Below are 26,197 nucleotides of genomic sequence, written 5' to 3'. Positions count from 1 at the left end.
GTCTTTCGGTGTTTGGTTAAATAAATCCAAGCAAACTCCTGTTTTGCTATAAAAATTGCAAGCCGCTAATTAAAAAAATTATGCCGCGGTTTATGTTGTCCATTCGCAGGAACAGCGGTTTTATATCAATCACGGATAGAAAACATGGCACTATATGGAAAGTTTATAGTTAATGATGCGGATTATTCACCGCTGACGCTTTATGGTATCGGTACGTTTCTCGCCTTCTCCGGCAACGGGAATTACCGTAACGCGCCGGGGTGCGGAGCCATCCCCGATAACGGCCCAATCCCGGCCGGGAAATACTGGATTGTGGATCGCCCTTCTGGAGGCGTCAGGGAGCCAATAAAGACGTGGTTTAGTGACGTGGTAAACAATAACTTATATAACGTGCCAACGAGTAAAAATGACTGGTTCGGACTATTCAGAGACGATAGTTCGATAGACGATTACACATGGATAAACGGGGTTAGGCGAGGAAACTTTAGACTACATCCGGGCACTCTGTCCCTTGGCTGCATTACGTTAAAACACCACTCGGATTTTGCTGCAATTCGTACCGCGTTGCTTAGAACCAAGACAGTCTCCGTCAGAAATACGAGATTGCATGCATATGGTATGATTGATGTGATTAGCCACGGAGAATGCAAGGTAAACGGATGAAAAAGACAGTTTTAATACTGGCAAGGATAGCTGTTTTCATCGTATTAATGATGATCATGGGTGCGTGGTTACCATATCTCTATTTCATTAGAGTAAATATGAGTCATATCATGTCATTGGACACTGCAATATATATAACGGATATTATCGGTGGATATCCAGAGCCATATGACCTTGCAGCGCTATTAATTGCATTTTTTTTGAATATTCTTATATCAATAGTGTGTTGCAAGTTGATCTTCATGTTAGCCCGGCGATTGAAAAAAACAATTTCCCCGTTAAATTAAATTATGGCCGGTTAACACCGGCCGTTTTCCAGCCGATCGCCGGGAAAACGACGCCCGAGCGTGTTCTTACCCACACTGGATTATACCGCTCACCACGCGCCGCTCGGCGCTCTCAGGCCTGCGGGTGTTACCTGCCTCATCCTGTCGCTTCCGGAATAAAAGTAATAACAGTAAAATCAACCTATTGAAAAGTTACGTCTATCGCAGCCATAGGTTAATAAAATCACCGGGGTAAACTACGATTAATGAGCACCCGGCGACAAGCGCCGGGTACGGCATGAGCGTCCCATGCTGGGGCGCCCTTATCATTAACGGGTATATGGCGCCCACAGCGGCGCCGAGTCAAACGCCACACGGCTAAGCAAGGTTAATTATGGCACGCACTACCCCTATCGAACGTTACCGCAATATCGGCATCTCGGCACATATCGATGCCGGCAAAACCACCACCACCGAGCGGATTCTGTTTTACACCGGGGTCAGTCACAAGTTGGGCGAAGTTCACGACGGCGCGGCAACGATGGACTGGATGGCACAGGAACAGGAGCGCGGGATCACCATCACTTCGGCGGCGACCACCTGCTTTTGGAACGGTATGGAACATAATTATCCGCAGCACCGCATCAATATTATCGACACCCCCGGGCACGTCGATTTTACCATTGAGGTCGAGCGCTCCATGCGCGTGCTCGACGGCGCGGTAATGGTCTATGACTCGGTGGGCGGCGTGCAGCCGCAGTCGGAAACCGTCTGGCGGCAGGCCAATAAATATCAGGTGCCGCGACTGGCGTTCGTTAACAAGATGGACCGCGTCGGCGCCAACTTTTTCCGCGTGCGGCAGATGATGATCGACCGCCTGAAGGCCAACCCGGTGCCGATCGTCATTCCGATCGGCGCTGAAGACCACTTCAGCGGCGTGGTGGATCTGATCCGCATGCAGGCCATTTTGTGGGACGACGCGACTCAGGGCATGACCTTCCGCTTTGAGGCGATCCCTGCCGAGCTGCAGGCCGAGGCGGACGAATGGCGGGAAAAAATGGTGGAAGCCGCCGCCGAAGGCTCGGAAGCGCTGATGGAAAAATACCTGGCCGGCGAAGCGCTGAGCGAGGCGGAAATTACCGCCGGCCTGCGCGCGCGCACCATCGCCGGCGAAATCCAGCCGATGTTGTGCGGCTCGGCGTTTCGTAATAAAGGCGTGCAGCGCATGCTGGACGCGGTGATCGAACTGATGCCCTCGCCGCTCGACGTACCGCCGATGGCCGGCCACGACGAGGATGACCATATCGTGGTGCGCCGCGCCGACGATGAAGAAAAATTCTCGGCGCTGGCGTTCAAACTGATGACCGATCCGTTCGTCGGCCAGCTGACGTTTGTGCGTGTCTACTCCGGCGTGCTGGCGAAAGGCAGCAGCGTCTACAACCCGGTAAAAGGCAAGAAAGAGCGCATCGGCCGCATCGTGCAGATGCACGCCAACGACCGTAAGGACGTCGACGAACTGCACGCCGGCGATATCGCCGCCTGCGTCGGCCTGAAGGACGTCACCACCGGCGATACGCTGTGCGATCCCGACGCGATTATCACGCTCGAGCGCATGGTGTTCCCGGAGCCGGTGATCGCCCAGGCGATCGAGCCGAAAACCAAGGCCGACCAGGAGAAAATGGGCATCGCCCTGCAGCGTCTCTCCTCCGAGGATCCGTCGTTCCGCGTGCGTACCGATGAGGAGTCCGGCCAGACCATTATCTACGGCATGGGCGAACTGCATCTGGAGATTATCGTCGACCGCATGCGGCGCGAATTTGGCGTAGACACCAACACCGGCAAGCCGCAAGTGTCATACCGCGAAACCATCCGCAGCAAAGTGAGCGATGTGGAAGGCAAATTCGTGCGCCAGTCCGGCGGTAAGGGGCAGTACGGTCACGTGGTGCTGACGGTCGAACCGAACGAGGCCGGTAAAGGCTTTGAGTTTTTCGATGAGATCAAGGGCGGTGTGGTGCCGGGGGAATATATCCCGGCGGTGAAAAAAGGCATCCAGGAAGCGCTGAACAACGGCATTCTGGCCGGGTTCCCGGTGGTGGACGTCAAGGTGCATCTGACCTTCGGCTCTTACCACGACGTCGACTCCTCGGAACAGGCGTTCCGCATGGCGGCGATCTTCGGCTTCAAAGAGGCCTGCCGTCAGGCGAATCCGGTGATCCTGGAGCCGATTATGAAGGTGGAAATAGAAACGCCGGAAGAGTATGCCGGCAGCGTGATGGGCGATCTGTCATCCCGCCGCGGCCAGCTGCAGGGGATGGAGGATATCGCCGGCGGCGGCGGCAAAGAGATCCACGCCAAGGTGCCGCTGTCCGAGATGTTCGGCTACTCCACCACCCTGCGCTCGATGACCCAGGGACGCGCCACCTTTACCATGGAGTTCAGCCACTACGCGGAAGCGCCGCGCAGCGTGGCCGATGAGATCATCAGCCAGCGCGCCCGGTAAGTTCCCTCCCGCCTGCCGCCGTCGGCGGCAGGCATTACGCCTTGCTGTCCACCGAGACCACCACCGGCTCCGGCCGGATGCGCATGGCGTAAATCACCCCAATCATCAGACAGGCGATGCCGGCGCAGGTCAGCAGCGGCGGCCAGCTCTGGCGCAGCATAAAGGTATAGGCCAGCCCGGCCAGAATTTCGAACACGATCAGCGGCCCGACCAGCACCGTCGGCAAACGTTGGCTGGCTTCGTTCCAGCACAGCGTGCCGATCCACGAACAGAAAAGCCCGAGCGCAATCATCAACGAGACAAACACCCAGGGCCTGGGGCCGAACGGCAAAGCGAACTCGGGCTGCGTCAGCGCCAGCTGGCCGCACACCAGCAGATAGCCGACCAACGACAGCGGCAGCGTCGCCACCCCCATCGCCGTCGCCCAGGTGGCCGGCCGCAGCTGCGGATGCTCGCGCAGCCAGCGCGCATTGCGCAGCGGATACCAGGTCCAGCAGATCACCGCCAGCAGCGCCAGCGCCAGACCGCTGACGTAACGCCAAAGGTCCACCGGCACCGTACTGCCGCGCAGTTCGGCAACGTTAACCAGCACCAGCCCCAGGGCAATCAGCAGCAGCGCCGGCGTCAGCCGACGCCAGGAGAGCCGCCCTTCATGACGGCCGTAACACAGGTTGGCGGTGACCGACATCACCACCGGCAGGGTGCCGATAATCATGGTGGAGATCGGCGCACCGGTGCGCTGAATAGCGCTGGCCAGGCACAGGTAATACAGCAGGTTACCGATAGCGGTAAACTTCAGCGCCTCCAGCCAGTCCCGCCGCCGCAGCTTTTTCAGCCGCTGGCGATCGAGCCAGGCCAGCGGCAGCGCAATCAGGCCGAACGCCAGATAGCGGCCGGTGGACTGCAGCGCGGCGGGATAATCCGGCACGATCAGCGGCCCGACGAAAATCAGCCCCCACAGCAGCCCGGCAGAAAGCGCAAACATAATCCCTAAAAACATGGTGACTCCATAAAAAGAGCCAGAGCGTAGCAACGCTCTGGCAGTGTGCGAACCGGTAACGGCCGCCAATCTAACGCAATCGGGCCGGGTTGGCTTGTAGCAAATTGCTGTTTTAGCGCTTATCAGGCGGGAAATACCTGTTTTTGATAGCCGCTGGGGGTGACGCCGTAACGCGCGGCGAAGGCGTGCGTCAGATGCGACTGATCGCTCAGCCCCACCGCCGTCGCAACCTGCGCCGCCGGCAGCCCCTGCGTCAGCAGCTGTTTGGCGCGATACAGGCGGATCGCCATCAGCATCTGGTGCGGCGTCACGTGGAACTCCGCCTTGAATTTACGCTGAAAGTGAAACGGGCTGAGCATCACCAGCGCTGCCAGCTGCGCCAACGTTACCGGTTGGGCATAGTTGTCCCACAGATATTCCCGCACCCGCGCAAAACGGTGGGCGGTTTCCGAGCAGGCTGGCCGCGCGCCGCGCGCATGGGGACGAAAAATATCGACAATATCCAGCAGCAGGCCGTCCTGCGCCAGCGGATCCTCCGCCTGCCACAGCGCGCTCAGCGTGGCGGTGATGCGCTGCGCCGCCAGCGGATCGTGGCGTACCGCCTCGTTGAACCATAGGGTCTCTTCACCGCTGATTTGCGCCAGCGTTGCCGGTTCCAGATAGATCATGCGGTAGTGCCAGCCGCCGTCGCTGGCGGATTCGCCGGTGTGCAGTTCATCGGGGTTCATCAGCACCAGCGAACCGGGCGCCGCCAGGTGCTGCGCCCCCCGGTAGCGAAAACGCTCCGCGCCCTGCACCACGGTGCCGATGCCAAAGGCGTCATGGGTATGGGGCGCAAAGGCGTAGCGCTCGATGTAGGCATGATAAAGCTCTACGCCGGCATGCTGCGACAGATGACGAAAGCGGGCATGGTCTTTTTTATCGGGGAATCTGTCGGGTACGCCTTGCACGTCAGAGCATCCTGTTGGCTACAATTCAGTAGCGAAGCATAGTTGAAAATTGCCTGGCTTTTGAGTGGTACGTTCACATCTTGTGCGTTGCCGGGACGAAAATCCACGCCGGGCTAGAATTCGCCGGGCGAACATGCCACCCTAGACGACTGGTCTAATCCCACCGAAGGAACCCATGATGAAAATTCTAATGGTGCTCACATCACATGACCAACTGGGCGACAGCGGCAAAAAAACCGGCTTCTGGCTGGAAGAGTTCGCCGCGCCCTATTATATCTTCAAGGATGCCGGCGTGCAGCTGGTGCTGGCCTCGCCGGCCGGCGGCCAGCCGCCGCTGGATCCGAAAAGTAACGAAGAGGATGCGCAAACCGCCGACACCCGCCGTTTTGTCAACGACGCGCCGGCGGTAGCGGCGCTCTCCTCCACCCGGAAGCTGGCGCAGATCGTACCGCAGGAATTTGATGCGGTGTTCTATCCGGGGGGCCACGGGCCATTGTGGGATTTGGCCGAAGACCACCACTCGATCGCGCTGATCCAGGAAACGCTGGCGCACGGCAAGCCGGTTGCCGCCGTGTGCCACGCGCCGGGCGTGCTGCGCCACGTCAAAGACTCCCGCGGCCAGCCGTGGGTGAAAGGCAAGTCCGTCACCGGTTTCAGCAACAGCGAAGAGGACGCGGTCGGTCTGACCGACATCGTCCCGTTCCTGGTTGAAGACGTGCTGAAACAGAACGGCGGCCGCTATAGCAAAGGCGAGGACTGGGCATCGTACGTGATCACCGACGACCTGTTGGTGACCGGCCAGAACCCTGCCTCATCGGCGGCCGCCGCCAAAGCGCTGCTGGCGCTGTTGAATCAGAAGTAAGACATGAAAAGAGGCCTTATGTACCCAAATACGCAATTATTTATTGATGGTGAATGGCGCGACGCCGTCTCCGGTAAAACCCTGAACGTCACCAACCCGGCCACCGATGCCGTTATCGGCCAGGTAGCGCACGCCGGCGAAGCCGATCTGGAGCTGGCGCTGGCCGCCACCGAACGCGGTTTCAAACTGTGGCGTGAAACTTCCGCCCACCGCCGCGCCGCCATTATGCGTCAGGCGGCGGTGCTGCTGCGCGAGCGCGCCGGGGACATCGCCAAAGTGATGACTGAAGAACAAGGTAAGCCGGTGGCGCAGGCGAAAGTCGAGATCCTCGGCGCCGCCGACGTGGTCGACTGGTTCGCCGGCGAAGCCAGCCGCACTTACGGCCAGATTATTCCGTCGCGCCAGCAGGACGTGCAGCAGCAGACGCTGAAGCTGCCGGTCGGCCCGGTGGCCGCCTTCACGCCGTGGAACTTCCCGATTAACCAGATCGTGCGCAAACTGTCCGCCGCGCTGGCGGCCGGCTGCTCCATCATCGTGAAAGGCCCGGAAGAGACGCCGGCCTCACCGGCCGCGCTGATTCAGGCCTTCGTCGACGCCGGCATTCCGGCCGGCGTGATCGGTCTGGTGTACGGCACGCCGGCGGAGATCTCCGAATACCTGATCCCGCACCCGACCATCCGCAAAATTTCCTTCACCGGCTCCACCCGGGTGGGCAAGCATCTGGCGGCGCTGGCCGGCCAGCATATGAAAAAAGCCACCATGGAGCTGGGCGGTCACGCGCCGGTGCTGATTTTTGACGATGCCGACCTGGACGCCGCGGCGAAAGAGCTGGCGGCTGCCAAGTTCCGCAACGCCGGACAGGTGTGCATCGCCCCGACCCGCTTCCTGATCCAACAGGGTGTTTACGACGCCTTTGTCGAGAAATTTACCGCCGAGGTGAATAAACTGGTGGTGGGCAACGGCCTGGAGGACGGCGTCACCATGGGGCCGATGGTGCTGGGCCGCAGCGTCGACGCGATTGAAGCCTTTGTTGAAGACGCCATCGCCGCCGGCGCCAAACTCACCACCGGCGGTCAGCGTCTGGCCGGCAACGGCAACTTCTTTGCGCCGACCGTGCTGCGCGACGTGCCGTTGAGCGCGCGCGCCATGTCGGAAGAGCCGTTTGGCCCGGTGGCGCTGCTGCGTCCGTTCAAGGATTATGACGAAGCCATCGCCGAAGCCAACCGCCTGCCTTACGGCCTGGCGGCCTATGCCTACAGCCGCAACATCGCCACCGTCAACGCGCTGGGCCGCGACGTGGAAAGCGGTATGCTGACCATCAACCATATCGGTTTCGGCCTGCCAGAAACGCCGTTCGGCGGCGTGAAAGACTCCGGCCACGGCACCGAAGGCGGCAGCGAAGCGATCGAAGCCTATCTGGAAACCCGCTTCGTCACCGTCGCCGGCCGTTAATCCGTCGACGTTGGTTACCCAACAGCCGGTTAGCGATCGCTAACCGGCTTTTTTTATTCCCGTCATCCCTGCCGCTGCATAAAACGCCGGCGCCACGGCAGCAGCAGCCACAGCGCCAGACCGGCGGTGATAAAGTCCAGCGCAATCGCGCAGCCGAACACCAGATGCCAGCCGCCGGTGTATTGATACATCAGCGCCGCCAGCGGCCCGCCGAGAATCGAACCAATGCCCTGCGACATGTACAGCCAGCCGTAATTGGCGGTGGCATGCCGGCTGCCGAAGGTATCCGTCAGCGTTGACGGAAACAGCGAGAAGATCTCGCCCCAACCGAAAAACACCACGCCGGACAGCAACACAAACAGCAAGGCGTTATCCCGCGACAGCAGCCACAGCGTCATCGCGCCCCCTTCCAGGGCAAACGCGATAAACATGGTTTTTTCCCGGCCGTAGCGGTCGGAAATAAAGCCGAACAGCGGCCGCGTCAGGCCGTTGGTAAAGCGGTCCAGCGTTAACGCCAGCGGCAGCGCCGCCATACCGAGCACCACCACGTCGGCAATGCCGAAGTCACGGGCGAATATCGCCATTTGCGAGGTCACCATCAGCCCGGAGGTCGACATCATCGCCATCATGGCGAACATCAGCCAAAACAGCGGCTCGCGCAGCATCTCGCCGGAACGGTACTGGCGCGACGACTGCGCCACAAAGCGGCTGGCCGGCGCCGTGGCCTCCTCCGGCGGCGCTTTCAGGCCCTGGCTGGCCAGCAGCCCGACCAGTGAGAAAATAGCGCCGAACAGCCACAGCGTATGCTCAAGACCGTAAACCGCCAGGCTGTTCGCCACCGGAAAAGTGGTCAGGATAGCGCCCATGCCGTAACCGGCGGCCACCGCCCCGGCGGCAAAGCCGCGCTGCTGCGGGAACCAGCGCACCATCAGCCCGACCACGCCGACGTAAACAATGCCGGTGCCCAACCCACCCAGGCAGCCATAGGCCAGGTACAGCCCGGTCAGGTTGGCGACCTGGGAGGCCAACACCCAGCTCAGTCCCGACAGCAGCGTGCCGATGGCGATCAGGCGGCGCGGGCCGAAGCGGTCAATCAGTTTGCCCTGAAACGGCGAGAAAAAGGTCTGCAGGATAATCAGCAGTGAAAACGTCACCTGCAGTTCCGCCAGGCCGACGCCCATTTTCTCCGCCAGCGGACGGGTTAATAATGTCCAGACATATTGCGGGCTGGATATTGATGCCATACAGACCAGCCCAAGAAATAACTGAATCCATTTGGTGCGTGCGCTGACAACGACGGGAAGGTTAAGCGTGGTCATATTTCCTCCGGCAAAAGGCCATACGCCCTATTTGGCGCAGGCAACGATGCGTTATATTGAATAAGCGTGCTTCCGGAGGTATGCATCAGGCATGCCACTATCAATAAGTTATTATTAAACAGTGGGTAACAGCAGGTGCGCGCTGTTTTATTACGGCATAAATTCACTGCGGGCGTGCAGCGGGAGTTATTTTAGTGCAGCCAGGTCGCGCTTATTTGCCATTAATGAAAAATATCACTATGTCTATTAATTTAATTTATTACATCTTCACATGATCAATAAACGCCCTGAGCTTCGGCGCCAAATATTTTCTGCTGGGGAAATAAAGATAGAAGCCGGGGAAAGTCGGTAGCCATTCATCCAGCAGCGTCACCAGTTCACCACGTGCGAGGTATGGCTGAAAGGTCTCCTCCATGCCAAAGCTGATGCCGCCGCCTGCGCAGGCGGTGCGCACCATCACGCCCATATCGTTCGTGGTGAGCTGAGGATTGACGGCCACATCAAAATCGCGCCCCTGCTCGGCAAACTCCCAGCGATAGGGAGAGGCGCCAGGCTCTTTGCGCCAGCCGATGCAGCGGTGATGAATCAGCTCATGCGGATGCTGCGGCGTGCCGTTCCGCGCCAGATACGCCGGCGAGGCGACTGCAATCTGACGCTGCATGGCCGACACCGGCACCGCGACCATATCCTGTTCGATAATCTCGCCGAGCCGCACGCCGGCGTCATAACCCTGCGCCACAATATCGAACTCATCATCGGTAATGGTGATATCCAGCTCTACCTGCGGGTAGGCGGTGATAAAGCTCGCCAACAGATCGCCGCCGATCATACGTTCGGCAATGGAGGAGATCGCCAGCCGCAGCAGGCCGCGCGGTTCCGCCGCCCGTTCCACCATCTCCCTGACCGCCCCGTTAAGCTGCATGATGGCGGGCGCGGTCTCCGCGTACAGCCGTTCCCCCGCCTCGGTCAGTCTGATGCTGCGCGTGGTGCGCTGCATCAGCGAGATATTGAGGCGAGCCTCCAGACGGCGCAGCGTCTGGCTGACTGCCGATCGCGTTACGCCCAGCCGTTCCGCCGCCAGGCGAAAATTACGCGTTTGCGCCACGATGACAAACACCTCAAGCGCGTTTTTATCAAGCATCATTGGTTAGCTACCGTCACCAGTCTGTAAAGCAGTCAGCGGATTATCTTTATAGTCCGGCCAACGTAAGATTGCCAACGTTAATCAGACAGGAGAAAAACCATGACGCAGAAAGTGATCTTGATTACCGGCGCCTCCAGCGGCATTGGCGCGGGCATCGCCCGGGAGCTGGCCGCTGGCGGCGCCCTGCTGCTGCTCGGTGCGCGTCGTGAGGCGCGTTTGGCCGCCCTGGCCGATGAGCTGCGCTTCAGCGGCGCGGAGGTGGCGGTTCAGGCGCTCGACGTAACCCGCCGCGACTCGGTGCAGCGCTTTATCGACCGCGCGCTGCAGCAATGGGGCCGCATCGATGTGATGATCAATAACGCCGGCGTGATGCCGCTGTCACCGATGGCCTCGCTCAAGGTGGAGGAATGGGAGCAAATGGTCGACGTAAACATCAAGGGCGTACTGTACGGGATTGCGGCGGTATTACCGCCGATGCTGGCGCGCGAGTCGGGACATATCATCAATATTGCCTCGATCGGTGCGCTGTCGGTGTCGCCGACCGCGGCAGTTTACTGCGCCACCAAATTCGCGGTACGGGCGATTTCCGAAGGGTTACGCCAGGAGAACCGCCAGCTGCGGGTCACCTGCGTGCACCCCGGCGTAGTGGAAAGTGAACTGGCCGATAGCATCACCGACCCCACCGCCGCTGAAGCGATGAAAAGCTACCGCGCCATCGCCCTGCAGCCGGACGCTATCGGCCGTGCGGTGCGTTACGCCATTGAGCAGCCGGAGGATGTCGATGTGAATGAGATCGTAGTCAGACCGACGCGCACGCAGTAGCCAACAGCCGGCCCGCGCTGCATGCCGGTGCGGGCCGCACCATTCTTCCGTTTGCGCCATATCACGAAACCCGACCTTCATCCGGCGTCCGGCCGCTTCTGCTGCTACTTTCTTTAGGCCGAACGCTGCACCGCCCTGCAGGCTGCCGTCCGGCAAGGAAAAACCTAATAAGAATCTACCCTACAAGGAATCATTATGCAGACCCGTCTGTTCAAAATCCTGACGCTCAGCGCCGCCATCATGGCGGCAAGCACCCCGCTGCTGGCAGCGGAACTCAACGCCGGCGCCGTCGCCGCGCCGGATGAATACGGCGCCAAGGTGGCGGCGCAGATCCTGAAGGCCGGCGGCAATGCGGTCGACGCCGCGGTGGCCACCGCGTTTACCCTGGCGGTGACCTATCCGGAGGCCGGCAATATCGGCGGCGGCGGATTTATGACGCTGTATGTCGACGGCAAACCCTACTTCCTCGACTACCGTGAAACTGCGCCGCAGGCTGCCAGCAAAGGCATGTACCTGAATGAAAAAGGCGAAGTGATTGAGAACCTCAGCCTGATCGGCAGCAAGGCCGCCGGCGTGCCGGGCACGGTGCTCGGGCTGTGGGAGGCGCATAAAAAATTCGGCAAGCTGCCGTGGGCCGAGCTGCTGACGCCGGCCATCGGCTATGCGCAACAGGGCTTTAAGGTCGCCGGTCAGCAGTATCAGTACCGTGAAGACGCCAATAAGCTGTTTGCCGGCAAAACCAACTTTGGCGACTACTTCGGCAAGATGCAGCCGGGCGTGGTGTTTAAACAGCCGGAGCTGGCGAAGACACTGGCCCGCATCGCCGACAAGGGCGCGACGGACTTCTACCAGGGTGAGACCGCCGCCCTGCTGCTCAAGCAGATGCAACAGGACGGCGGGCTGATCAGCGCGCAGGATCTGCAGAACTACCGGGTTAAATGGCGCGAGCCGATGCAGATCAGCTGGCGCGGCAATACCCTGTATACCGCCCCGCTGCCCAGCTCCGGCGGTATCGCGCTGGCGCAGCTGCTGGGCATCAAGGAAGATCGCGCGGCGGATTTTCGCGGCGTAACGCTGAACTCGGCGCGCTATATCCACCTGTTGGCGGAAATTGAGAAACGGGTATTTGCCGACCGCGCCGACTATCTGGGCGATCCGGACTTCAGCCAGGTGCCGGTAGAGAAGCTGACCGCCGCCGACTACCTGCAGAAGCGCGCGGCGGAGGTTAATCCGCAGGCGATCTCCGCCACCGAGAAAGTGCGGCCGGGCCTAGAGAGCCACCAGACCACCCACTTCTCCATCGTGGATGCCGACGGCAACGCGGTCAGCAACACCTATACCCTGAACTGGGACTTCGGCAGCGGCGTGGTGGTCAAGGGCGCCGGCTTCCTGCTGAATGATGAGATGGACGACTTCAGCGCCAAGCCCGGCGTCGCCAATGCGTTTGGCGTGGTCGGCAGCAACGCCAACGCCATCGAACCGGGTAAACGCATGCTCTCCTCGATGAGCCCGACCATTGTCACCCGCGACGGCAACGTGACACTGGTGATCGGCACGCCGGGCGGCTCGCGGATCTTCACCTCAATCTTCCAGGTGCTGAATAATATTTATGACTACCACCTGCCGCTGCAGCAGGCGGTGGCGGCGCAGCGGGTGCACCATCAGCTGCTGCCGAAAGACACCATCTACTTCGACGGCTTCGCGCCGTTAACCGGCGACGTGGCCGCACAGCTGAAGAAGATGGGCTATACGCTGGAAGATCAGGGTTGGAATATGGGGGATATTCAGGTGATTCGGGTCAATAACGCGACGCCGGAAACCGCCTCGGATCCGCGCGGACGCGGCACCGGCCTGGTGGTCGCCAGGTAAACAGGTAAAGACACAGCCCGGCTGCGGCCGGGCTGGTGCAATTACGCTTTATTCAGTTTGGCATTGACGGCCGCCGCGATGGTTTCATAGCGCTGCCGCATTTCCTGCGCCTCAAGATGGTTGTCATACAGCGCCTGATAACGCTCGGCGCAATAAATCAGCACGATGGGCAGCAGGCTGCACAGGTAAAACGGCACAAAACTCTGCGGCAGCTTCAGCATCTGGAACAGCAGACAAATCGCCACGCTCCACAGCGCCACCGCTATCAGCCAAATAACCAGCCGCCACGGGCGCGCCAGCCTGGCGGTCAGCGCCCAGGGGGCGCAGGGCGCGAAGTCCGCCGCGATATTGCCGATCAGCATATCGCCCAGGATCACATAGCGGCGCGGACGGATGGCAAAGAAGAACATAAACAGCATCACTATCGTCAACAGAATCATAAACGCGACGATAAACGCCGGATTGCCGTAGCCGGCCGCCAGGCTGAACTCGGCCTTGCGGCCGATAGGCAGCACCAGCGCGAAGTTGACCAACAGCCCGAGCAGCAGATCCTCCGCCAGACAGGCGGGTAAACGCCGCGGCCGCGACGCATAGTTTGCTTTGTCTTTATGAATCATCATCGCCTGCCGGATTAAGAAGGGAACGGAACGATCCAGCTGCCAGAGCATCACCGCCGGCAACAGCACCACGCCCAGCAGACCGATCAGCGGATAGCGGTACTGCGGCCCGCACAGCCACGCCGCCAGGCTCAGCAGCACCACCACGGTGAGCGTCAGCAGCGAGGCGGCCAGCGGCTGATAAAACAGCCGGGACGCGCCGCCCAGCGACAGGTGCTCGATACGCCGCGCAATTTCCTCCGGCGTTTCATACACCCGCATGGTAAAGACCGTATAAACCCAGTAGCCGCGACCGTCGCGCATCATGCTCCAGACGATCGACAGGCTAATCGCTCCCAGCCCGGCCACCATCTCCCACAGGCTGATATCGATCACATTGCGCAGCAGCGATGAGGTCAGCAGCGCGGAGACCAACACGACAGGAATGCGCGCTGCCCGCAGGTAGCGCGTGCTGAAGGTATCAAAATTCGGGATCATCCGCGTTACCCTGCCTGCTGCTGCACGTCGCGCTGCAGCTGATAGTAATGTTGAATATCATGCCCGCTGTCGGCGGCGTAGTGCTCATGCAGCAGATGGCTCAGCGTTTTTTTATTGCTGATCTCCAGAAAACGGCGGTAGCCCATGCCTGACCACAGATCCATGCTGTCGCGCCAGCGCACGGTATCGGTCAGGTGATGCGCCAGGTTTTCCTTAATCTGCGCAATGGCGTACTCCGCCCGGCCGCTGCGGTTCATGATGACCGGGCAGCTCGGCGAGGAGAACGGCAGCGCCGCCAGCGCTTCGCGCATCTGCGCCACCCCTTCCGCCATCAGCGGCGTATGCCAGGCGCCGTTCACCGCCAGCTTGATGGTGCTCACGCCCTGACGCGCCAGCTGGCCGATCAGCGTTTTCAACGCCGCCACATCACCGCCGACCACCTGCTGCTGCCGGCCGTTATCGCAGCAGACATTCAGCCGATCGCTGAGCTGCATCTCGTCGATCAGCTGCCGCAGCGCCGCATACTCGAGCGGTTTCACCACATACATCGCCCCTTTGCGCTGCTCCGCCAACTGCTGCATGATGGCGGCACGCCGGCTGACGGCGCGGAACAGGGTTTCCAGATCCATGACCCCGGCCGCGTACAGCGCGCTGTATTCACCGGCGCTATGGCCGGCATAGCCGCTTTCCAGCGGCGCCTGACGCTCGCGCAGCAGCGTCAGCATCGCCGTGTTGACCGTGGTGACCGCCAGCTGCTGATACAGCGTTTTGGTCAGCCGCATCATCGGCCCTTTCTGGCACAGCTTACGCACGTCGATACCGGAGATATCGCTGGCGCAGTCCCACACCGCGCGGGTGCCCGGCGACACATCGCACACATCGCCGCCCATACCGACCATCGGCGACCCCTGCCCCGGAAAGAGCACCATCCAACCCTCGGCCAACGTAGGCGCCATACAACGATTACCAACTGATTCGCATACCTGCATACAAGTTCCCTTTTTCGCCAAAGATGCCAAATTCGCTGTCTCTGCGGCCAAAACTGGCGATGGCGCCAGCGTACAATTCAATATTGTTTTTCATCGGCGCGCGGAGATGCACATTCAGTACCGTGCTGTAATCGATCAGATTGGCCATGCTCGACACGGACCAATCGATCTCCCCGACCCGTTCCTTGTTGGTACGGGTGTAAAGCGTCAGATAATGTTTGCCGAACAGATTGCCGCTGCGGCTGACGTTGGTGTTTTCCGCCGCCATCAGGCGTGAATACTGCTGGAAACTGTCGCGTACCACCGGCAGCCAGAACGGATCCAGTATGTTGGCGTAGCCGCCGTTGACAAACTTGATGGTGTCGGTGTTGTTGCGCCATTCACTGCGGCTGTAGCCCTGACTTTGGCCATAATATTCCACGCCGAACTCCGTCTGTTCGGCGGTGGTGTAGCGCAGCCCGACGCCGATCTCCCCTTCGACGCCCTTGCCGTTGATCCGGTAGGCCTCCTCGCGGTAGATCAGGTCTTCACGCATGCCGCGCGCGTAGCGGCTGTCCAGGTGCCGCCAGGTTTCCCCGTGGGATAGCGACCCCTCGATGCTGAAAATCAGGCTATCGCTCAGGTTGCCGCTGGTGCCCAGCGCCAGCGTTTTTTGCTGGCCCGCCAGCAGCGATATCGTCGGGTTGAACTTATTCAGCCCGGTCGAGGTGTAGCTGGCGTAGTAGCGCTCGCTGCCGTTGGTGCGCAACAGCGCATCCCATTCCGACGCGGCTTCGCGCCGCTGCGGAAAGCGCCTCAGCCGCGGCAGCACCGCCAGCGTATAGGTACCCTCTTTGCGGTACAGCGTGCCGCCTGCGCCGTAGCTGCCTTCATCGTACAATCCGCGCCAGCTGTCGCCGGTGGCGTATACCCGCGCGGTGCGCAACCCACCGCTGACGTTGCGCAGCACGTCCAGTGGCGAGCGTGAGAACAGATAGCCGCTGGTATGGCGCAGTTTGCCCAGATCGAGATACAGGTTATCGCGCAGCGTCAGGCTGGCCACCAGTTCATTGAGGATCGCCACCCCCTGCTGCCGTTTATCCTCCAGATCGCCGGGAGTACGCGCCTGCTGCGTATAGGCGCCGCTGGCCTGCCCCTTGACGCTCAGCGTGTCGCCGAGGGTGCAGCGCGCCACCGACGTCAGATACAGGTTGGCGATGGCGTTGTTGCGAAACGCCGGATCGTCAAACTTCCATAGCGATCCGGACGTCAGCGCCCCCACGCCCTCCACGCCGGCGAAACCGCGCTGCAGCCGGCACTCCGCCGCCGCCCAGGCGTTGCCGCCGCAGGCCAGCAGCATCAGCCCCGCCAGCGGCAGCCGGTTGACGCGGATCATCCGTTCAGTCTCATCAGATACTCTTTCTGGAAATTACTCTCCGGCAGCGATTCCAGCACCAGATTGCTGTATTGCATGGTGGTGTAATTGTCCTTGCGCAGCGCGTCCTCCACCACGATGGTGCCCGGCCGCATGCGCCCCAACGCCTGCTGATAATCGCGGTAATAAGAGCGTTTGATCAGCACGCCGTCCGCCGACAGGAAGTCCGCCCGGCTGGGGTTGCCGCTCTCCTTCTCCACCCAGTAATCGATCGCCGGATAGGTGACGTAAGGCCAGCGGCGCTTCAGCGTCAGCTTGTAGCAGACTTTGTCGCCGCAGGCCTCTTCGCCGACCAGCGTGGAGATGTAGGAGTAGTCAAAGTCCGCCGCCACCACGTCGCCGTTGGAAACCTGTCCCATCAGCCGCTGCTGACGCGATATCGGGATCGGCCGCCGCAGATCGGGGGCGTAATACCACATTTTGTCCAGGTCGGAGAGCAGCGCCTTGCCGCGATCGCGCGCCGGCGACACAAAGCGCACCAGCGCGCGCGCGTCGCCTTTCTCATAGCGTTCCGACGGTTTATAAAAACGCATCGAAATATCCAGCACCTGCTGGTTCTCGGTAATATCGCGCCCGCCGCGGTGCTCGGTCAGCGTCAGGGTATAGCGGAACGGCTGCTCCGGCGCCCTGACCCGGTCGGCATGGCGGATAATGTCGCGCGCGCGCTGGTCTTCCTGCGTCAGTTTCTCCAGCTCGGCGCGATCCAGCGACTTCGGCAGCGACTCGTCGGCCCACGCGCCCAGCGAGGTGGCGCAGAGCAGCCAGCCGGCAATCATTGAGATTCTCATGGCCTGTTCTTCCGTAAATAGGGGTTAAGCTTCCAGCGACATGCCCAGATCCGCCGTCAACGTAGTGCCGCGTATGGCGCTGGAACGGTCGGAAATCAGGAACGACACGATATCCGCCACTTCCTGCGGCTCCAGCAGCCAGCGGCGCGGCGAGTGCTCGTAACGGTCATGCAGCGACGGCCACAAATCTTTCAGGAACTGCGCCATATCGGTGTTGACCATGCCGGCGCACACGCCGTTGACGCGGATATTGCGCGGATACAGCTCCACTTCGAGGTAGCGCACCAGGTTCTCCAGCGCCGATTTGGCGATGCCGAGCGGGTATTTCGGCAACACCCGCTGGCTGCCCATGCTGGAGATGGCGCAGATCGTGCCGCCGTCGCTCATCAGCGGCGCCACTTCCTGCACGCAGGCGGTATTGCCGATCAGGTTGGTGTTGAACAACAGCTTCCAGTCGCTGCGCGTCATCTCCATAAAGCCTTTGAACGGCGCGGCGGCGGCGTTCAGCACCAGGTGGTCGATGCGCTCCACGCCGTCCGCCCGCAGATTTTTGATCATCGCCTGAATATCGCGCGTCTCACCGATATCGGCCTTCGCCAGCCGCACCTTGACGCGGGTTTCCGCCGCCTGAAAGCGCTGCAGGCCGGCGGCGCTTTTGCCCTGATCCTTGCGGTAGTTGAGGATCAGGTCATAGCCTTCCGCCGCCAGCGTTTCCGCCACGGCCATGCCGATGCCGCGCCCGGCGCCGGTAATCAGTACGGTTTGTCCTTTGGTCATTGATGTTCTCCCTGAGTGTTAAACGAAACGGAACGCTTCTGCGATCACCAGTTTTGAGGCGCGACGCGCCGGAATAATGGAAGCAATCAACGCGGTCACCAGCGGCAAGGCGCAGGAGAACCAGAACAGATTGATGTCCTGATCCCACATGACAAAGGCCAGATAGCCCTGGGTGTAGCCCGGTGACGGCGGCATCGGGATGCCGTTGATATTGATGATGGAGGCGATCAGAATGCCGAAGCTGACGCTCAGCACCGAGCCGATAATGCCGATAATGATGCCTTCCAGAACGAACAGGCGGCCGATATAGGATTGGCTCAGCCCCAGCGCCCGCAGCGTGGCGATCTCACGCGTGCGCTCCACCACGTTCATCATCAGGGTGTTGCCGATCATAAACACCACGATCACGCTGACGATAGATTTGATAAACAGGAAGATGCCTTCAAACAGGTTCACCACCTGGTGGTAGAACACCGCCAGATCGTCCCAGGAGCGCGCCTCCAGCGGCAGCTGCCGCTGTTCGATCAGCCGGTTGATCTGCGCCAGCACCGCCGGCGTCTGTTCGGTGTCCTGCAGCATAATGATGATTTTGCTGACGTCGCTGGTCTGCAGCAGGCGCTGCGCGGTTTTCAGCGGCAGTTTGATCGCCGTGTCGTCATACTCTTTAATGCCGGACTGGAACACGCCGCGCACCTGGGAGGACATGGCGTTCTGCCCGCCCTGCGGGTTAACTACCAGCATATCCACCCAATCGCTGTAGCCGGCCGACAGCGTGTTGGCGATGCCGGAGCCGACGGTGATGTCCTGCTGTTCGACGCGCGACAGATCGCTGCCGGAGACAATGCGGTCCAGCGAGCCCAGCACCAGCGAGGTTTCCGGCTCAATGCCCACGCCGGTAAAGAAGGTCGAGGTGCCGGTATCGTACTGGGAAATAATGCCGGAAAACGCCAGCTGCCCGGTGACGGTGGCGATCTGCGGCGCAATCTGCGCATCCGCCAGCAGCAGCTGCTTCACCTCGTCATAGTTTTTAATGGTGTACTGCAGCGAGTTGTTGGCGCCGCCGGTGAGATAGCCCTTCTCATACAGCTGAATATGGCCGATGTTGGTGCGGATGGTTTGCTCCCGCAGCGCCCAGAACGAGTAGTCGACGAAGCCGCCGAAAATAAACACCGCCACGCCGCCCAGGGTGATGGCCAGCAGCGTCACGCCGGAGCGCCGGCGCTGGCGGAACAGGTTGAGGAAGGTGTAGCGGATATCGGTCGGTTTACGCAACGCGGTGACGATCACCACCAACAGCGCGTACACGATAATGATATTGGAGATCCAGAACAGGATATTCATCATAACGCAGCCTCCGCCAGCGGCTGGATCACCAGCTTCAGCTCAGCCGGCGACCACGCCGGCGCCGGCTGCTTGCGCAGCGCCAGCAGGCGCTGCCCCTCGTCACCCTGCTCGCCCAGCGCCGTCCAGGCCGCGGCGGCCTGCTCCTGCTGCCGGCAGGTTTCCAGCGCGCGCGCCGCCATCAGCGTCACCATTGGCCGCAGCGCCGCCGGCAGCGCTGCGCTCTGCTGCAGATAGCCGGTATCTTTTACCGCCACCACGCAGCGGCCGTTGTCGGCCGGTACAAAAGCGTCCATCCGCGCCCGCAGAAAGCGCAGACGCCAGTTGTCTTCATCAGTTTCCGCCGCCTCGTCAATATAGAAAAAGCCCAGCTTGGAGGCCTCGGCGGCGCGCAGGTAGTTCTTTTTGTTTAAAAAATCCGTGGCGATAAACAGCTGACCGTAGCCATAGAACATCTTGCCGACGCTGTAGTCCGGATGCTGTTCAAACTGCGCCTTCAGGCTGGCGGTCGCGCGGTTCAGCTCGGCGATCGGCGCCTGGGCGCTCACCGTCAGTATCGCCTGCAGCCGCTCGTTCCCCGGCGCTGCCCGCTCATCGGCGACGGCCGGGGCGCTGACGCCGGCGGCCAATAACATTGTTACACCGTAACGCTTAAGCATTGAGAAAGTCATTGTTCAGCTCTCCGTCCTTGATTTCCAACACGCGTCTGGCCTGATCGCGCAGCTGCAGCGAGTGGGTCGAAATCACAAAGGTGGTTTTCAGTTGCTGGTTCATCGTCAGCAGCAGGTCGACAATCTCCTGCCCGGTGCGGGTATCCAGGTTACCGGTCGGTTCGTCGGCGACGATCAGCCGCGGCCGCTTGACCAGCGCGCGGGCAATGGCCACCCGCTGCTGCTGGCCGCCGGACAGCTCGCCGGGCTGGCGGCGATAGTGGTCAATCAGCCCCACCTTCTCGATCATGTCCATCACCTGGTCCTGCGCCACGCGGCGGCTGAAGCCGTTGAGCATCAGCGGGTAATAAACGTTGTCGAACACGCTCAGCACCGGCAGCAGATTGAAGAACTGAAAGACAAAGCCGATGGCGTCGGCGCGCAGGCGCGCGGTCTGCTTATCGTTGAGCGTCGCCAGATCGTTGCCCAGCAGATAAACGTGGCCGCCGGTCGGGTAGTCAATGCCGGCCATCAGGTTCAGCAGCGTACTTTTGCCGCTGCCGGACGGCCCGCACAGCGCGATAAACTCGCCGTCGTGAATCTCGGTGCTGATATCTGCCAGCGCGGTGATGGCGCCGGGGCCTTTACCGAAGCGTTTGCTGGCCTGTTGCAGGGACACCACCGGCAAGGGTTGCGCAGCCTGTATCGTCATAATCCTTTTTCCTGAACGTTGGGCGGTAAATGGGAGGCCTCCGGCACCAGCCGCAGGCGATAGTCGGCGGAAATTTCGTACGCCAGATAGCCGTCCCGGTTGACCCAGGTGCGGTGATTGGCGTCCCGCCGTTGGCCGCTGCTGACGATCTGGCACAACCCCGGCGTCGCAACGCCGTCGCCGGGCAGCGTCAGCTCGCCGACGCCGACGTAATGGCTCTCGGTCTGCACCACCGCGCCGTCAATCGGCATCAGCATCCGGTGGCTGCTGCGCGTCCCCGCCTGCTGCGGCGCACAGGGTTTAGGAAAACGCAGGGCGAACAGCGGGAAATCAAACGTCGCTTTGGCCACCGTCAGCGTCTCCGGCGGTTGCTGGTCGCGGCGCACCGTCAGCGTCAGCGCCTGCGCGCCGGGTTGCCAGCCGCCGCTGACCTGGCGCGTCCTGCCGTCGTTATCTTCCTCAATCCGGTAGCTGAACCCGCCGTCGACGCCGTAGCGCACCTCATCGCGGTAGCGGTACTGGTGCGAACTCAGCAGCACCCGCCAGCGGAACTGAATGCTGGCCTGCTGCAGATAGCTCTTGCTGTCCGGCTGCCAGCGCTGGCTGACGCGGTACTCCCCGATCGGCGTATCGCCGCGCAGCGGCAGAATGTGGTACACCGCCTGATAGTCGGGCCGCGGCGCGGCCGAAAGCGGCGCGGCGGCGAGCAGCAGCAATAACGCGCCTCTCTTCACGGCATCGCCTCCGTCAGCCAGTTCTCCAGCAGCCAGGCGCCGCCCTGTCCATCCAGCACGCTCAGCAGCGTATGGCCGGGCGACGACGGGAACTGCTGCAGATAGCGCCAGAACAGCGCGGGGTTCATGCAGCCGCTGTCGCCGTACAGCTCATTCAGCGCCTGATGGCCCAGCGCGGCGGGCAGGCGCTCGAACGCCCGCTGCTGCAGCTGGCGCAGCGCGCCGGCCGGCGGCGTAACGCCCAGCACCTGGCGGGTATTGGCGCCGCAGTGCTGCAGCCAGCCGTCCGCCAGACAGCGCGCGGCCTGACCCGCAGCGTCCGGCAGCCGCAGGTAGCGGCTGAGGTGCAGCCAGGGGCCGCCCGGGGCGGTTTTTTTCAGGATCAGGCAGCCGACCCGCTCCACGCTGGCCTGGCTGTTGCCTTGCGCGCCGCCGCGCGGGCGGGCGTAACGCTGCATCTCCGAAAAGACCAGCACCGGGATGCTGCGGAAGTGGCCGCAGATAATCACGTTGTCGCTGAGGTCGCTGTTCAACATGTCCTGCGCGATCAGCAGCGCGCTCATCAGGCCGTTGCGCTCGCCGCGCAGCTTGCCGCTGAAGCCGTTGATGCCGTAGTCGCGCACGATATTTTTCGGCAGGATGTCGACGCTCAGCGCATCGCGCCAACTGTTTACCTCTTCAAAGGTGGTGGTTTCCCCCCAGGAATCGACGTACAGCAAGGCGTTACGCTCATGGCGCAGCTGAAACTCGCCCTTGGCGCCCAGTTGCGCCACCGCCTGATGGCAGGCGTCCCCCAGGCCGTTCAGCCAGTCGCGGTAGTTGGCTTTACGCAGCGCCTCGGCGGGCTGTACCGCGTCGTCAATACCGAAACGGCGCAGCAGCCACTGGCCGCTGCCGGCCCTGGCGTTGGCTTTCTTATACTGGGCCGCTTCCCAGACGTTGAACCAGGTGGGTTGAAAACGCTGCAGCAGCGTACCCGGCTCCAGCAGGGAGAAACCGGCCAGACGGACGGCCGCCGCCGGTATATGACGTTCAGACGAATTACTCATCGATGCCCTCCCGGCAGTCTGAAAGCACCATGGCGATCACCGATCCGTCCAGCCCGATGCCGGACTTGAGCAGGTGCGGCGTGCGCAGCGGCAGCGGCGGCGCATCCATATGTACGCGGATCGCCAGGGCCGCGTCGACCGGGTGGCGGCCGGTGGCGGCCAGCAGACGCCGCTGCAGCAGCGCATCCGCCGCCAGCATAAAATCCAGCACGCCGCTGCAGGTGGCGACATAACCCGCCTGCCCCTTGTAGCTGACCACCGGAATGCCGTTTCTGCCCCAGACCTTCTGCAGCGCCATCGCTTCGGCCTTGTCGCCGGCGACGGTGCCGTTGGCGTGCGGCAGCGCACAGGCGATATCCTGCGGCGTCAGGCCGGCCGCCTGCAGCGCGCCGTCGATGGTTTGCGCAATGGTGCGGAAATCGGCGGTAAAGGCGCCGCCGCGGCCGCCGCTGCTCTGGCGGCACACTGAACTGCTGATGGCGATCGCCGGGGTGACGCCGCGCCGCCGGGCGTGCTCTTCGCTTTCAATCACCAACGCCACCGCGCCGTCGGCCAGCAGTACGCTGTTGTCCTGATTATTGAACGGCTGCGACTGACCATTGCCGAGCATGTCCTGCCCGCCCATAAACACCACGTCCTGCAGCACGATCTTCAGCCAGCCGGCCACCAGCGCCACGTCGGTCTGGCCGGCGGCGATGCCGGCCTGCGCCAGATGCAGCGCCGTCAGCGAGGAGTTGCTGGCGCTGTACACCGAGGTCGGCGGCCAGTCGAGGCGATAGGTCTCGACAAAGCGGCGCGCCAGCGCGTCCTGCGCGTAGCTGTCGGCATGCAGCTGTTTGATCGCCGGGAAAAACAGCAGATCCTCCGCATCGTTGCGATCCTGATAGCCGGCAAAGTCGGCGATATTCGGCCGCATGCCGTTGCCGGCCAGGAATACCCGCACGCGCGGCCCCTGCAGCGCGGACGCCGACAGGCCAGCCATCGTCAGCGCCTCATCAATCACCGGCTGCAATTGCTGCCACGGCGCGGCGTCGGCGCGCGCCGCCCGCGCCGTATGCGGGTTATTGCCCAGACGCAGGTTCTGCCAGTCGTCGTCGTTGTCAAACCAGGGCGCGCTCGTCGCGCAGCGTCCGGCGGCAATCGCCTCAATCAGCGTCGGAACATCCGCCGCCAGCGGACTGCACTGCCCCCAGCCGCTGGCTATCACCCGCTGTTTCACGCTGTCTTCCTCAGCACCACGGCGTAGTGGTTGCCGCCTTCAGTAGCGCCGATCACCAGCGCCGTATTCACCGCCTGCTGCAGCGGCGCGGTCACGAAATGGAAATCTTCGGCGCAGAACTCCTGCGTATACGGGATCGGCAGGATCTCACCGCGCTGCATAATCTCGCTGACCACCGCGATATTGAGCAGGCCAATGCTTGATTCGACCAGACCGAACCAGCCGTTATAGTTGACCAGCGGCACCCTGCGGCGCGCCTCACCAAGGCTGCGGCGCAGCGCATCGATCTCCACCGCGTTGCGCAGCGGCGTGCCGTCGCTGGTGCCGCACACCAGGTCTAGTTGATGCGGTTCGAGCCCCGCTTCCTGCAGCGCCTGTCCGATGGCGCGCGACAGCGAGGCAGACCGGGCCACAACATCATGGGGTTCAAAGAAGCTGCCGTCGTTGTCTTTGCCGTAGCCGATGATTTCGGCGTGAATATGCGCCCCGCGCGCCTGAGCATGGTGCAAATCTTCCAGGAGCAGCATCGCCGCCCCTTCACCCGGGATGTAGCCTTGTGCATGATTGCTGTACACCTGAAAAGCCGCCGGATCGCAGGTCAGCTGCAGATCGCCGCTGAGCGCCTGCAGATACACCGCGAAGGTGCTCATGTTTTCATCCGCGCCGCCGACGATTACCTGCGGCTGCAGCGCCTGGCGCACCAGCTCGTAACCATAGGTCAGCGCCCCTAATCCGGCGTTGATGCCGGTCGCCAGCGAGGTGTTATACCCCTTGATGCCCTCGGAGATGGAGCAGAAGGTGGAGATGGCGTTCATCAGCGAGCCGGGGAATTCCGAGGTCCGCACCTTGGTCGGGTCCGGGAACAGGCTCTGCAGATAGCGGTCCACCGTCGCCTGCGGGCCTTTGGACATGCCGAGGATCATCCCCAGCGTCTGGCCGTCGCGCTTGATTTTGCGCCCGGCATCATTCATCGCCTGCGTCAGCGCCAGCAGCGCAAAGGTGCTGATCAGGTTGGCCTTGCGCGGGTCGAAGCGGCGCAGCGTCTTACGCGGGTCCAGATCGGTGATCTGGTGTACGCCGGTCGCCTTGTCCAGTTCGCTGTCAATGTCCATGCCGGCGAAGCGCTGGTTGAGGAAGGCGCGGGATTCGCTGTTCTTGTTGACCGCCCCCAGCATCTGCCGGAACTCTTCGCGCGTGCTCTCATCCAGCTGCAGCTGCGTCAGGCCGTCCGGCGTCTGCTGTTGCCACATGCGCTGCAGCATCGCCTGCAGCGTGTGGCCGGCGGCGCTGACCGCGCCCATCCCGGTGATCGCCACGCGCTTCGCCGCGTACACGCTCGTCGGGCTCTGCTCCGGCTTCACGCTGGCGATAACGCAGCAGTTGTTGCCGCCGAAGGCGTAGTTGTTTTTCATAAACAGCCTGACGTCGCCGTCCTGGAACTCGTTGGGCACATAGTTGAGGTCGCAGTTGGGACGCGGCGTGGTGAAATTGAGCGTCGGCAGGATTTTGTTTTCCGGCAGCGTCAGGAAGCAGGCGATCAGCTCAATGATGCCGGCGGAACCGATATTGTGGCCGACATAGGCCTTGGTGGAGCTGACCGGAATGTCCATGATGTTGGGAAACACTTTCTTCATCGCCAGCGTTTCACAGCGGTCGTTGGCCTCGGTGCCGGTGCCGTGCGCGTTGATATAGCCGATATCTTCCGGCGTCAGCGCCGCATTCTGCAGCGCGTGGCGCATCACCTGCACCGCGCCCTCGCCGCGCGGATCCGGCGCGGTTTCATGGTAGGCGTCGCAGGAGGTGGCGTACGACACCATCTCACCGTAGATGGTCGCGCCGCGCGCCACCGCGTGCTCATACTCTTCCAGCAGCAGCGCGCCGGCGCCTTCGCCGATCGACATGCCCGGCGAGCCGGAGAACGGGCTGGACGGCGTGCGTTTCATCGCGTGCAGCGCATAGAAGCCGGCGAAGGTCGGCAGATAGATAGGTTCGGTGCCCACCACCAGCGCGGTGCTGTTTTTGCCGTTCTGGATCAGGTCATAGCCGATGCCCATGGCGTTGGTGCTGGCGGTACAGGCGGTGGCGACCAGCTCAAAGCCGCCCTTCAGCCCCAGCAGCGAAGAGACAATCGCGCTGCACGAGGCGAAACTGCCGGAAATGATGGCCTTCTGCAGTGAAAATGCCTCCATCCGCTGCTCAATCAGCGGGATAAAGGCTTCGGTGCCGGCCGAGGAGACGCCGATGATCAACGCCGTTCTGTCACGCAGCGCGCCCGCCGGCAGTTTCCCCTGCTCCAGCGCCTCATGGCCCACTTTATAAGCCCACAGCGCGGCGTTATCCAGCGAGGCGACCATCTCGTCGGACAGCCCCGGCCAGCTCAGCGGCTGCAGCACTTCCGAGGCGTTGGCGTCTTCAAACCACTCCAGGTATTTTTTGCTCGGTTTAATACCGCAGGTTTTATCGAACAGCGCCTGTTTGAATTCAGGCACGTTGGTGGCGATGGAGGAGAGATGCCCCATCCCGGTGATCACCACCCGTTTGCGAGTAACAGTCATAATGTCTTCCGTGTCATGTCTTCCGTGT

22 protein-coding genes are annotated in these 26,197 nt (G+C 61.7%); 6 read left to right on the top strand and 16 right to left on the bottom strand.

Annotation, left to right across the window (positions count from 1 at the left end; genetic code table 11):
* Positions 1–144 precede the first annotated feature (144 nt).
* Positions 145–663, top strand: a complete 519-nt coding sequence (locus tag I6G83_RS18465) for a DUF2778 domain-containing protein (protein WP_072186084.1) — start codon at positions 145–147, stop codon at positions 661–663.
* A 660-nt stretch (positions 664–1,323) separates the two neighbouring features.
* Positions 1,324–3,429, top strand: a complete 2,106-nt coding sequence (fusA, locus tag I6G83_RS18460; RefSeq protein WP_015672355.1) for an elongation factor G — start codon at positions 1,324–1,326, stop codon at positions 3,427–3,429.
* A 34-nt stretch (positions 3,430–3,463) separates the two neighbouring features.
* Here the strand turns inward: fusA and I6G83_RS18455 are convergent, their stop codons facing one another.
* A complete protein-coding gene (locus tag I6G83_RS18455) occupies positions 3,464–4,429 on the bottom strand; it encodes a DMT family transporter (protein ID WP_054305366.1) in 966 nt (321 codons plus the stop codon).
* Positions 4,430–4,551: 122 nt separating this feature from the next.
* Complete coding sequence (locus tag I6G83_RS18450) at positions 4,552–5,379, bottom strand: AraC family transcriptional regulator (protein ID WP_054305365.1); 828 nt, start codon at positions 5,377–5,379, stop codon at positions 4,552–4,554.
* A gap of 178 nt (positions 5,380–5,557) precedes the next feature.
* Here I6G83_RS18450 and I6G83_RS18445 point away from each other — a divergent pair, with 178 nt between their 5' ends.
* Together I6G83_RS18445 and I6G83_RS18440 are read left to right on the top strand one after the other, a co-directional pair.
* Positions 5,558–6,241, top strand: coding sequence for a type 1 glutamine amidotransferase domain-containing protein (locus I6G83_RS18445; RefSeq protein ID WP_054305364.1), 684 nt, complete (start codon positions 5,558–5,560; stop codon positions 6,239–6,241).
* Positions 6,242–6,259: 18 nt separating this feature from the next.
* The gene (locus I6G83_RS18440; protein ID WP_054305363.1) at positions 6,260–7,693 is read left to right on the top strand and encodes an NAD-dependent succinate-semialdehyde dehydrogenase; all 1,434 of its coding nucleotides are present in this window, start codon (positions 6,260–6,262) and stop codon (positions 7,691–7,693) included.
* 62 nt (positions 7,694–7,755) lie between these two features.
* Here the strand turns inward: I6G83_RS18440 and oxlT are convergent, their stop codons facing one another.
* Positions 7,756–9,012 carry an oxalate/formate MFS antiporter gene (gene oxlT / locus I6G83_RS18435; RefSeq protein ID WP_054305362.1) on the bottom strand — a complete coding sequence of 419 codons (1,257 nt, stop codon included), beginning with the start codon at positions 9,010–9,012 and terminating at the stop codon, positions 7,756–7,758.
* 259 nt (positions 9,013–9,271) lie between these two features.
* Entirely contained in the window at positions 9,272–10,156 is an 885-nt protein-coding gene (locus I6G83_RS18430; protein ID WP_062778928.1) for a LysR family transcriptional regulator, read from the bottom strand.
* Positions 10,157–10,255: 99 nt separating this feature from the next.
* On the opposite strand from I6G83_RS18430, the gene I6G83_RS18425 reads away from it, so the two are divergent.
* Positions 10,256–10,978, top strand: a complete 723-nt coding sequence (locus tag I6G83_RS18425) for an SDR family oxidoreductase (RefSeq protein WP_054307944.1) — start codon at positions 10,256–10,258, stop codon at positions 10,976–10,978.
* Between the two features lie 195 nt (positions 10,979–11,173).
* Positions 11,174–12,847, top strand: coding sequence for a gamma-glutamyltransferase (ggt, locus tag I6G83_RS18420; protein WP_062778931.1), 1,674 nt, complete (start codon positions 11,174–11,176; stop codon positions 12,845–12,847).
* A 41-nt stretch (positions 12,848–12,888) separates the two neighbouring features.
* Here ggt and I6G83_RS18415 read toward each other — a convergent pair whose 3' ends face one another.
* From I6G83_RS18415 to I6G83_RS18360, 12 genes are read right to left on the bottom strand one after another with little or no spacing between them, the layout of a single operon-like run.
* On the bottom strand, positions 12,889–13,941 hold the full coding sequence (locus tag I6G83_RS18415) for a hypothetical protein (protein ID WP_054306670.1): 1,053 nt from the start codon (positions 13,939–13,941) through the stop codon (positions 12,889–12,891).
* A gap of 5 nt (positions 13,942–13,946) precedes the next feature.
* Positions 13,947–14,897, bottom strand: a complete 951-nt coding sequence (locus I6G83_RS18410) for an ACP S-malonyltransferase (RefSeq protein WP_062778934.1) — start codon at positions 14,895–14,897, stop codon at positions 13,947–13,949.
* A gap of 7 nt (positions 14,898–14,904) precedes the next feature.
* Complete coding sequence (locus tag I6G83_RS18405; RefSeq protein ID WP_054306672.1) at positions 14,905–16,305, bottom strand: hypothetical protein; 1,401 nt, start codon at positions 16,303–16,305, stop codon at positions 14,905–14,907.
* On the bottom strand, positions 16,302–17,132 hold the full coding sequence (locus I6G83_RS18400; RefSeq protein ID WP_232238926.1) for an outer membrane lipoprotein-sorting protein: 831 nt from the start codon (positions 17,130–17,132) through the stop codon (positions 16,302–16,304). The genes I6G83_RS18405 and I6G83_RS18400 overlap by 4 nt, the downstream gene beginning before the upstream one ends.
* Before the next feature lie 24 nt (positions 17,133–17,156).
* Positions 17,157–17,909, bottom strand: a complete 753-nt coding sequence (locus I6G83_RS18395) for an SDR family oxidoreductase (RefSeq protein WP_054306674.1) — start codon at positions 17,907–17,909, stop codon at positions 17,157–17,159.
* A gap of 18 nt (positions 17,910–17,927) precedes the next feature.
* A complete protein-coding gene (locus tag I6G83_RS18390) occupies positions 17,928–19,253 on the bottom strand; it encodes an ABC transporter permease (RefSeq protein ID WP_082763337.1) in 1,326 nt (441 codons plus the stop codon).
* Positions 19,250–19,885: a hypothetical protein gene (locus I6G83_RS18385; protein WP_054307332.1), complete on the bottom strand. Its 636-nt coding sequence runs from the start codon at positions 19,883–19,885 to the stop codon at positions 19,250–19,252. Before I6G83_RS18385 ends, I6G83_RS18390 begins: the two co-directional genes overlap by 4 nt.
* 16 nt (positions 19,886–19,901) lie before the next feature.
* Entirely contained in the window at positions 19,902–20,612 is a 711-nt protein-coding gene (locus I6G83_RS18380) for an ABC transporter ATP-binding protein (RefSeq protein WP_082394693.1), read from the bottom strand.
* Positions 20,609–21,346: a hypothetical protein gene (locus I6G83_RS18375; protein WP_138111516.1), complete on the bottom strand. Its 738-nt coding sequence runs from the start codon at positions 21,344–21,346 to the stop codon at positions 20,609–20,611. The genes I6G83_RS18380 and I6G83_RS18375 overlap by 4 nt, the downstream gene beginning before the upstream one ends.
* Positions 21,343–22,395 carry a hypothetical protein gene (locus I6G83_RS18370; RefSeq protein WP_054307334.1) on the bottom strand — a complete coding sequence of 351 codons (1,053 nt, stop codon included), beginning with the start codon at positions 22,393–22,395 and terminating at the stop codon, positions 21,343–21,345. The genes I6G83_RS18375 and I6G83_RS18370 overlap by 4 nt, the downstream gene beginning before the upstream one ends.
* Entirely contained in the window at positions 22,388–23,614 is a 1,227-nt protein-coding gene (locus I6G83_RS18365; RefSeq protein WP_054307335.1) for a beta-ketoacyl synthase N-terminal-like domain-containing protein, read from the bottom strand. Before I6G83_RS18365 ends, I6G83_RS18370 begins: the two co-directional genes overlap by 8 nt.
* Positions 23,611–26,169, bottom strand: coding sequence for a beta-ketoacyl-[acyl-carrier-protein] synthase family protein (locus I6G83_RS18360; RefSeq protein ID WP_062778937.1), 2,559 nt, complete (start codon positions 26,167–26,169; stop codon positions 23,611–23,613). The genes I6G83_RS18365 and I6G83_RS18360 overlap by 4 nt, the downstream gene beginning before the upstream one ends.
* Between the last annotated feature and the right edge of the window lie 28 nt (positions 26,170–26,197).

The sequence above is a fragment of the Serratia rubidaea genome, assembly GCF_016026735.1.
Lineage (GTDB): Bacteria > Pseudomonadota > Gammaproteobacteria > Enterobacterales > Enterobacteriaceae > Serratia_B > Serratia_B rubidaea.
The sequence above is the reverse complement of the archived record's forward strand: the minus strand, read 5'-3'. Positions and strand labels throughout refer to the sequence as shown.

Coding starts and splice junctions, on each gene's coding strand:
- I6G83_RS18425 (WP_054307944.1), top strand. CDS start 10,256: ATGACGCAGAAAGTGATCTTGATTACCGGCGCCTCCAGCGGCATTGGC.
- I6G83_RS18465 (WP_072186084.1), top strand. CDS start 145: ATGGCACTATATGGAAAGTTTATAGTTAATGATGCGGATTATTCACCG.
- I6G83_RS18395 (WP_054306674.1), bottom strand. CDS start 17,909: ATGACCAAAGGACAAACCGTACTGATTACCGGCGCCGGGCGCGGCATC.
- ggt (WP_062778931.1), top strand. CDS start 11,174: ATGCAGACCCGTCTGTTCAAAATCCTGACGCTCAGCGCCGCCATCATG.
- I6G83_RS18430 (WP_062778928.1), bottom strand. CDS start 10,156: ATGATGCTTGATAAAAACGCGCTTGAGGTGTTTGTCATCGTGGCGCAA.
- I6G83_RS18370 (WP_054307334.1), bottom strand. CDS start 22,395: ATGAGTAATTCGTCTGAACGTCATATACCGGCGGCGGCCGTCCGTCTG.
- oxlT (WP_054305362.1), bottom strand. CDS start 9,012: ATGACCACGCTTAACCTTCCCGTCGTTGTCAGCGCACGCACCAAATGG.
- fusA (WP_015672355.1), top strand. CDS start 1,324: ATGGCACGCACTACCCCTATCGAACGTTACCGCAATATCGGCATCTCG.
- I6G83_RS18410 (WP_062778934.1), bottom strand. CDS start 14,897: ATGGCGCCTACGTTGGCCGAGGGTTGGATGGTGCTCTTTCCGGGGCAG.
- I6G83_RS18385 (WP_054307332.1), bottom strand. CDS start 19,885: ATGTTATTGGCCGCCGGCGTCAGCGCCCCGGCCGTCGCCGATGAGCGG.
- I6G83_RS18360 (WP_062778937.1), bottom strand. CDS start 26,169: ATGACTGTTACTCGCAAACGGGTGGTGATCACCGGGATGGGGCATCTC.
- I6G83_RS18440 (WP_054305363.1), top strand. CDS start 6,260: ATGTACCCAAATACGCAATTATTTATTGATGGTGAATGGCGCGACGCC.
- I6G83_RS18405 (WP_054306672.1), bottom strand. CDS start 16,305: ATGATCCGCGTCAACCGGCTGCCGCTGGCGGGGCTGATGCTGCTGGCC.
- I6G83_RS18445 (WP_054305364.1), top strand. CDS start 5,558: ATGAAAATTCTAATGGTGCTCACATCACATGACCAACTGGGCGACAGC.
- I6G83_RS18455 (WP_054305366.1), bottom strand. CDS start 4,429: ATGTTTTTAGGGATTATGTTTGCGCTTTCTGCCGGGCTGCTGTGGGGG.
- I6G83_RS18415 (WP_054306670.1), bottom strand. CDS start 13,941: ATGATCCCGAATTTTGATACCTTCAGCACGCGCTACCTGCGGGCAGCG.
- I6G83_RS18390 (WP_082763337.1), bottom strand. CDS start 19,253: ATGATGAATATCCTGTTCTGGATCTCCAATATCATTATCGTGTACGCG.
- I6G83_RS18380 (WP_082394693.1), bottom strand. CDS start 20,612: ATGACGATACAGGCTGCGCAACCCTTGCCGGTGGTGTCCCTGCAACAG.
- I6G83_RS18400 (WP_232238926.1), bottom strand. CDS start 17,132: ATGAGAATCTCAATGATTGCCGGCTGGCTGCTCTGCGCCACCTCGCTG.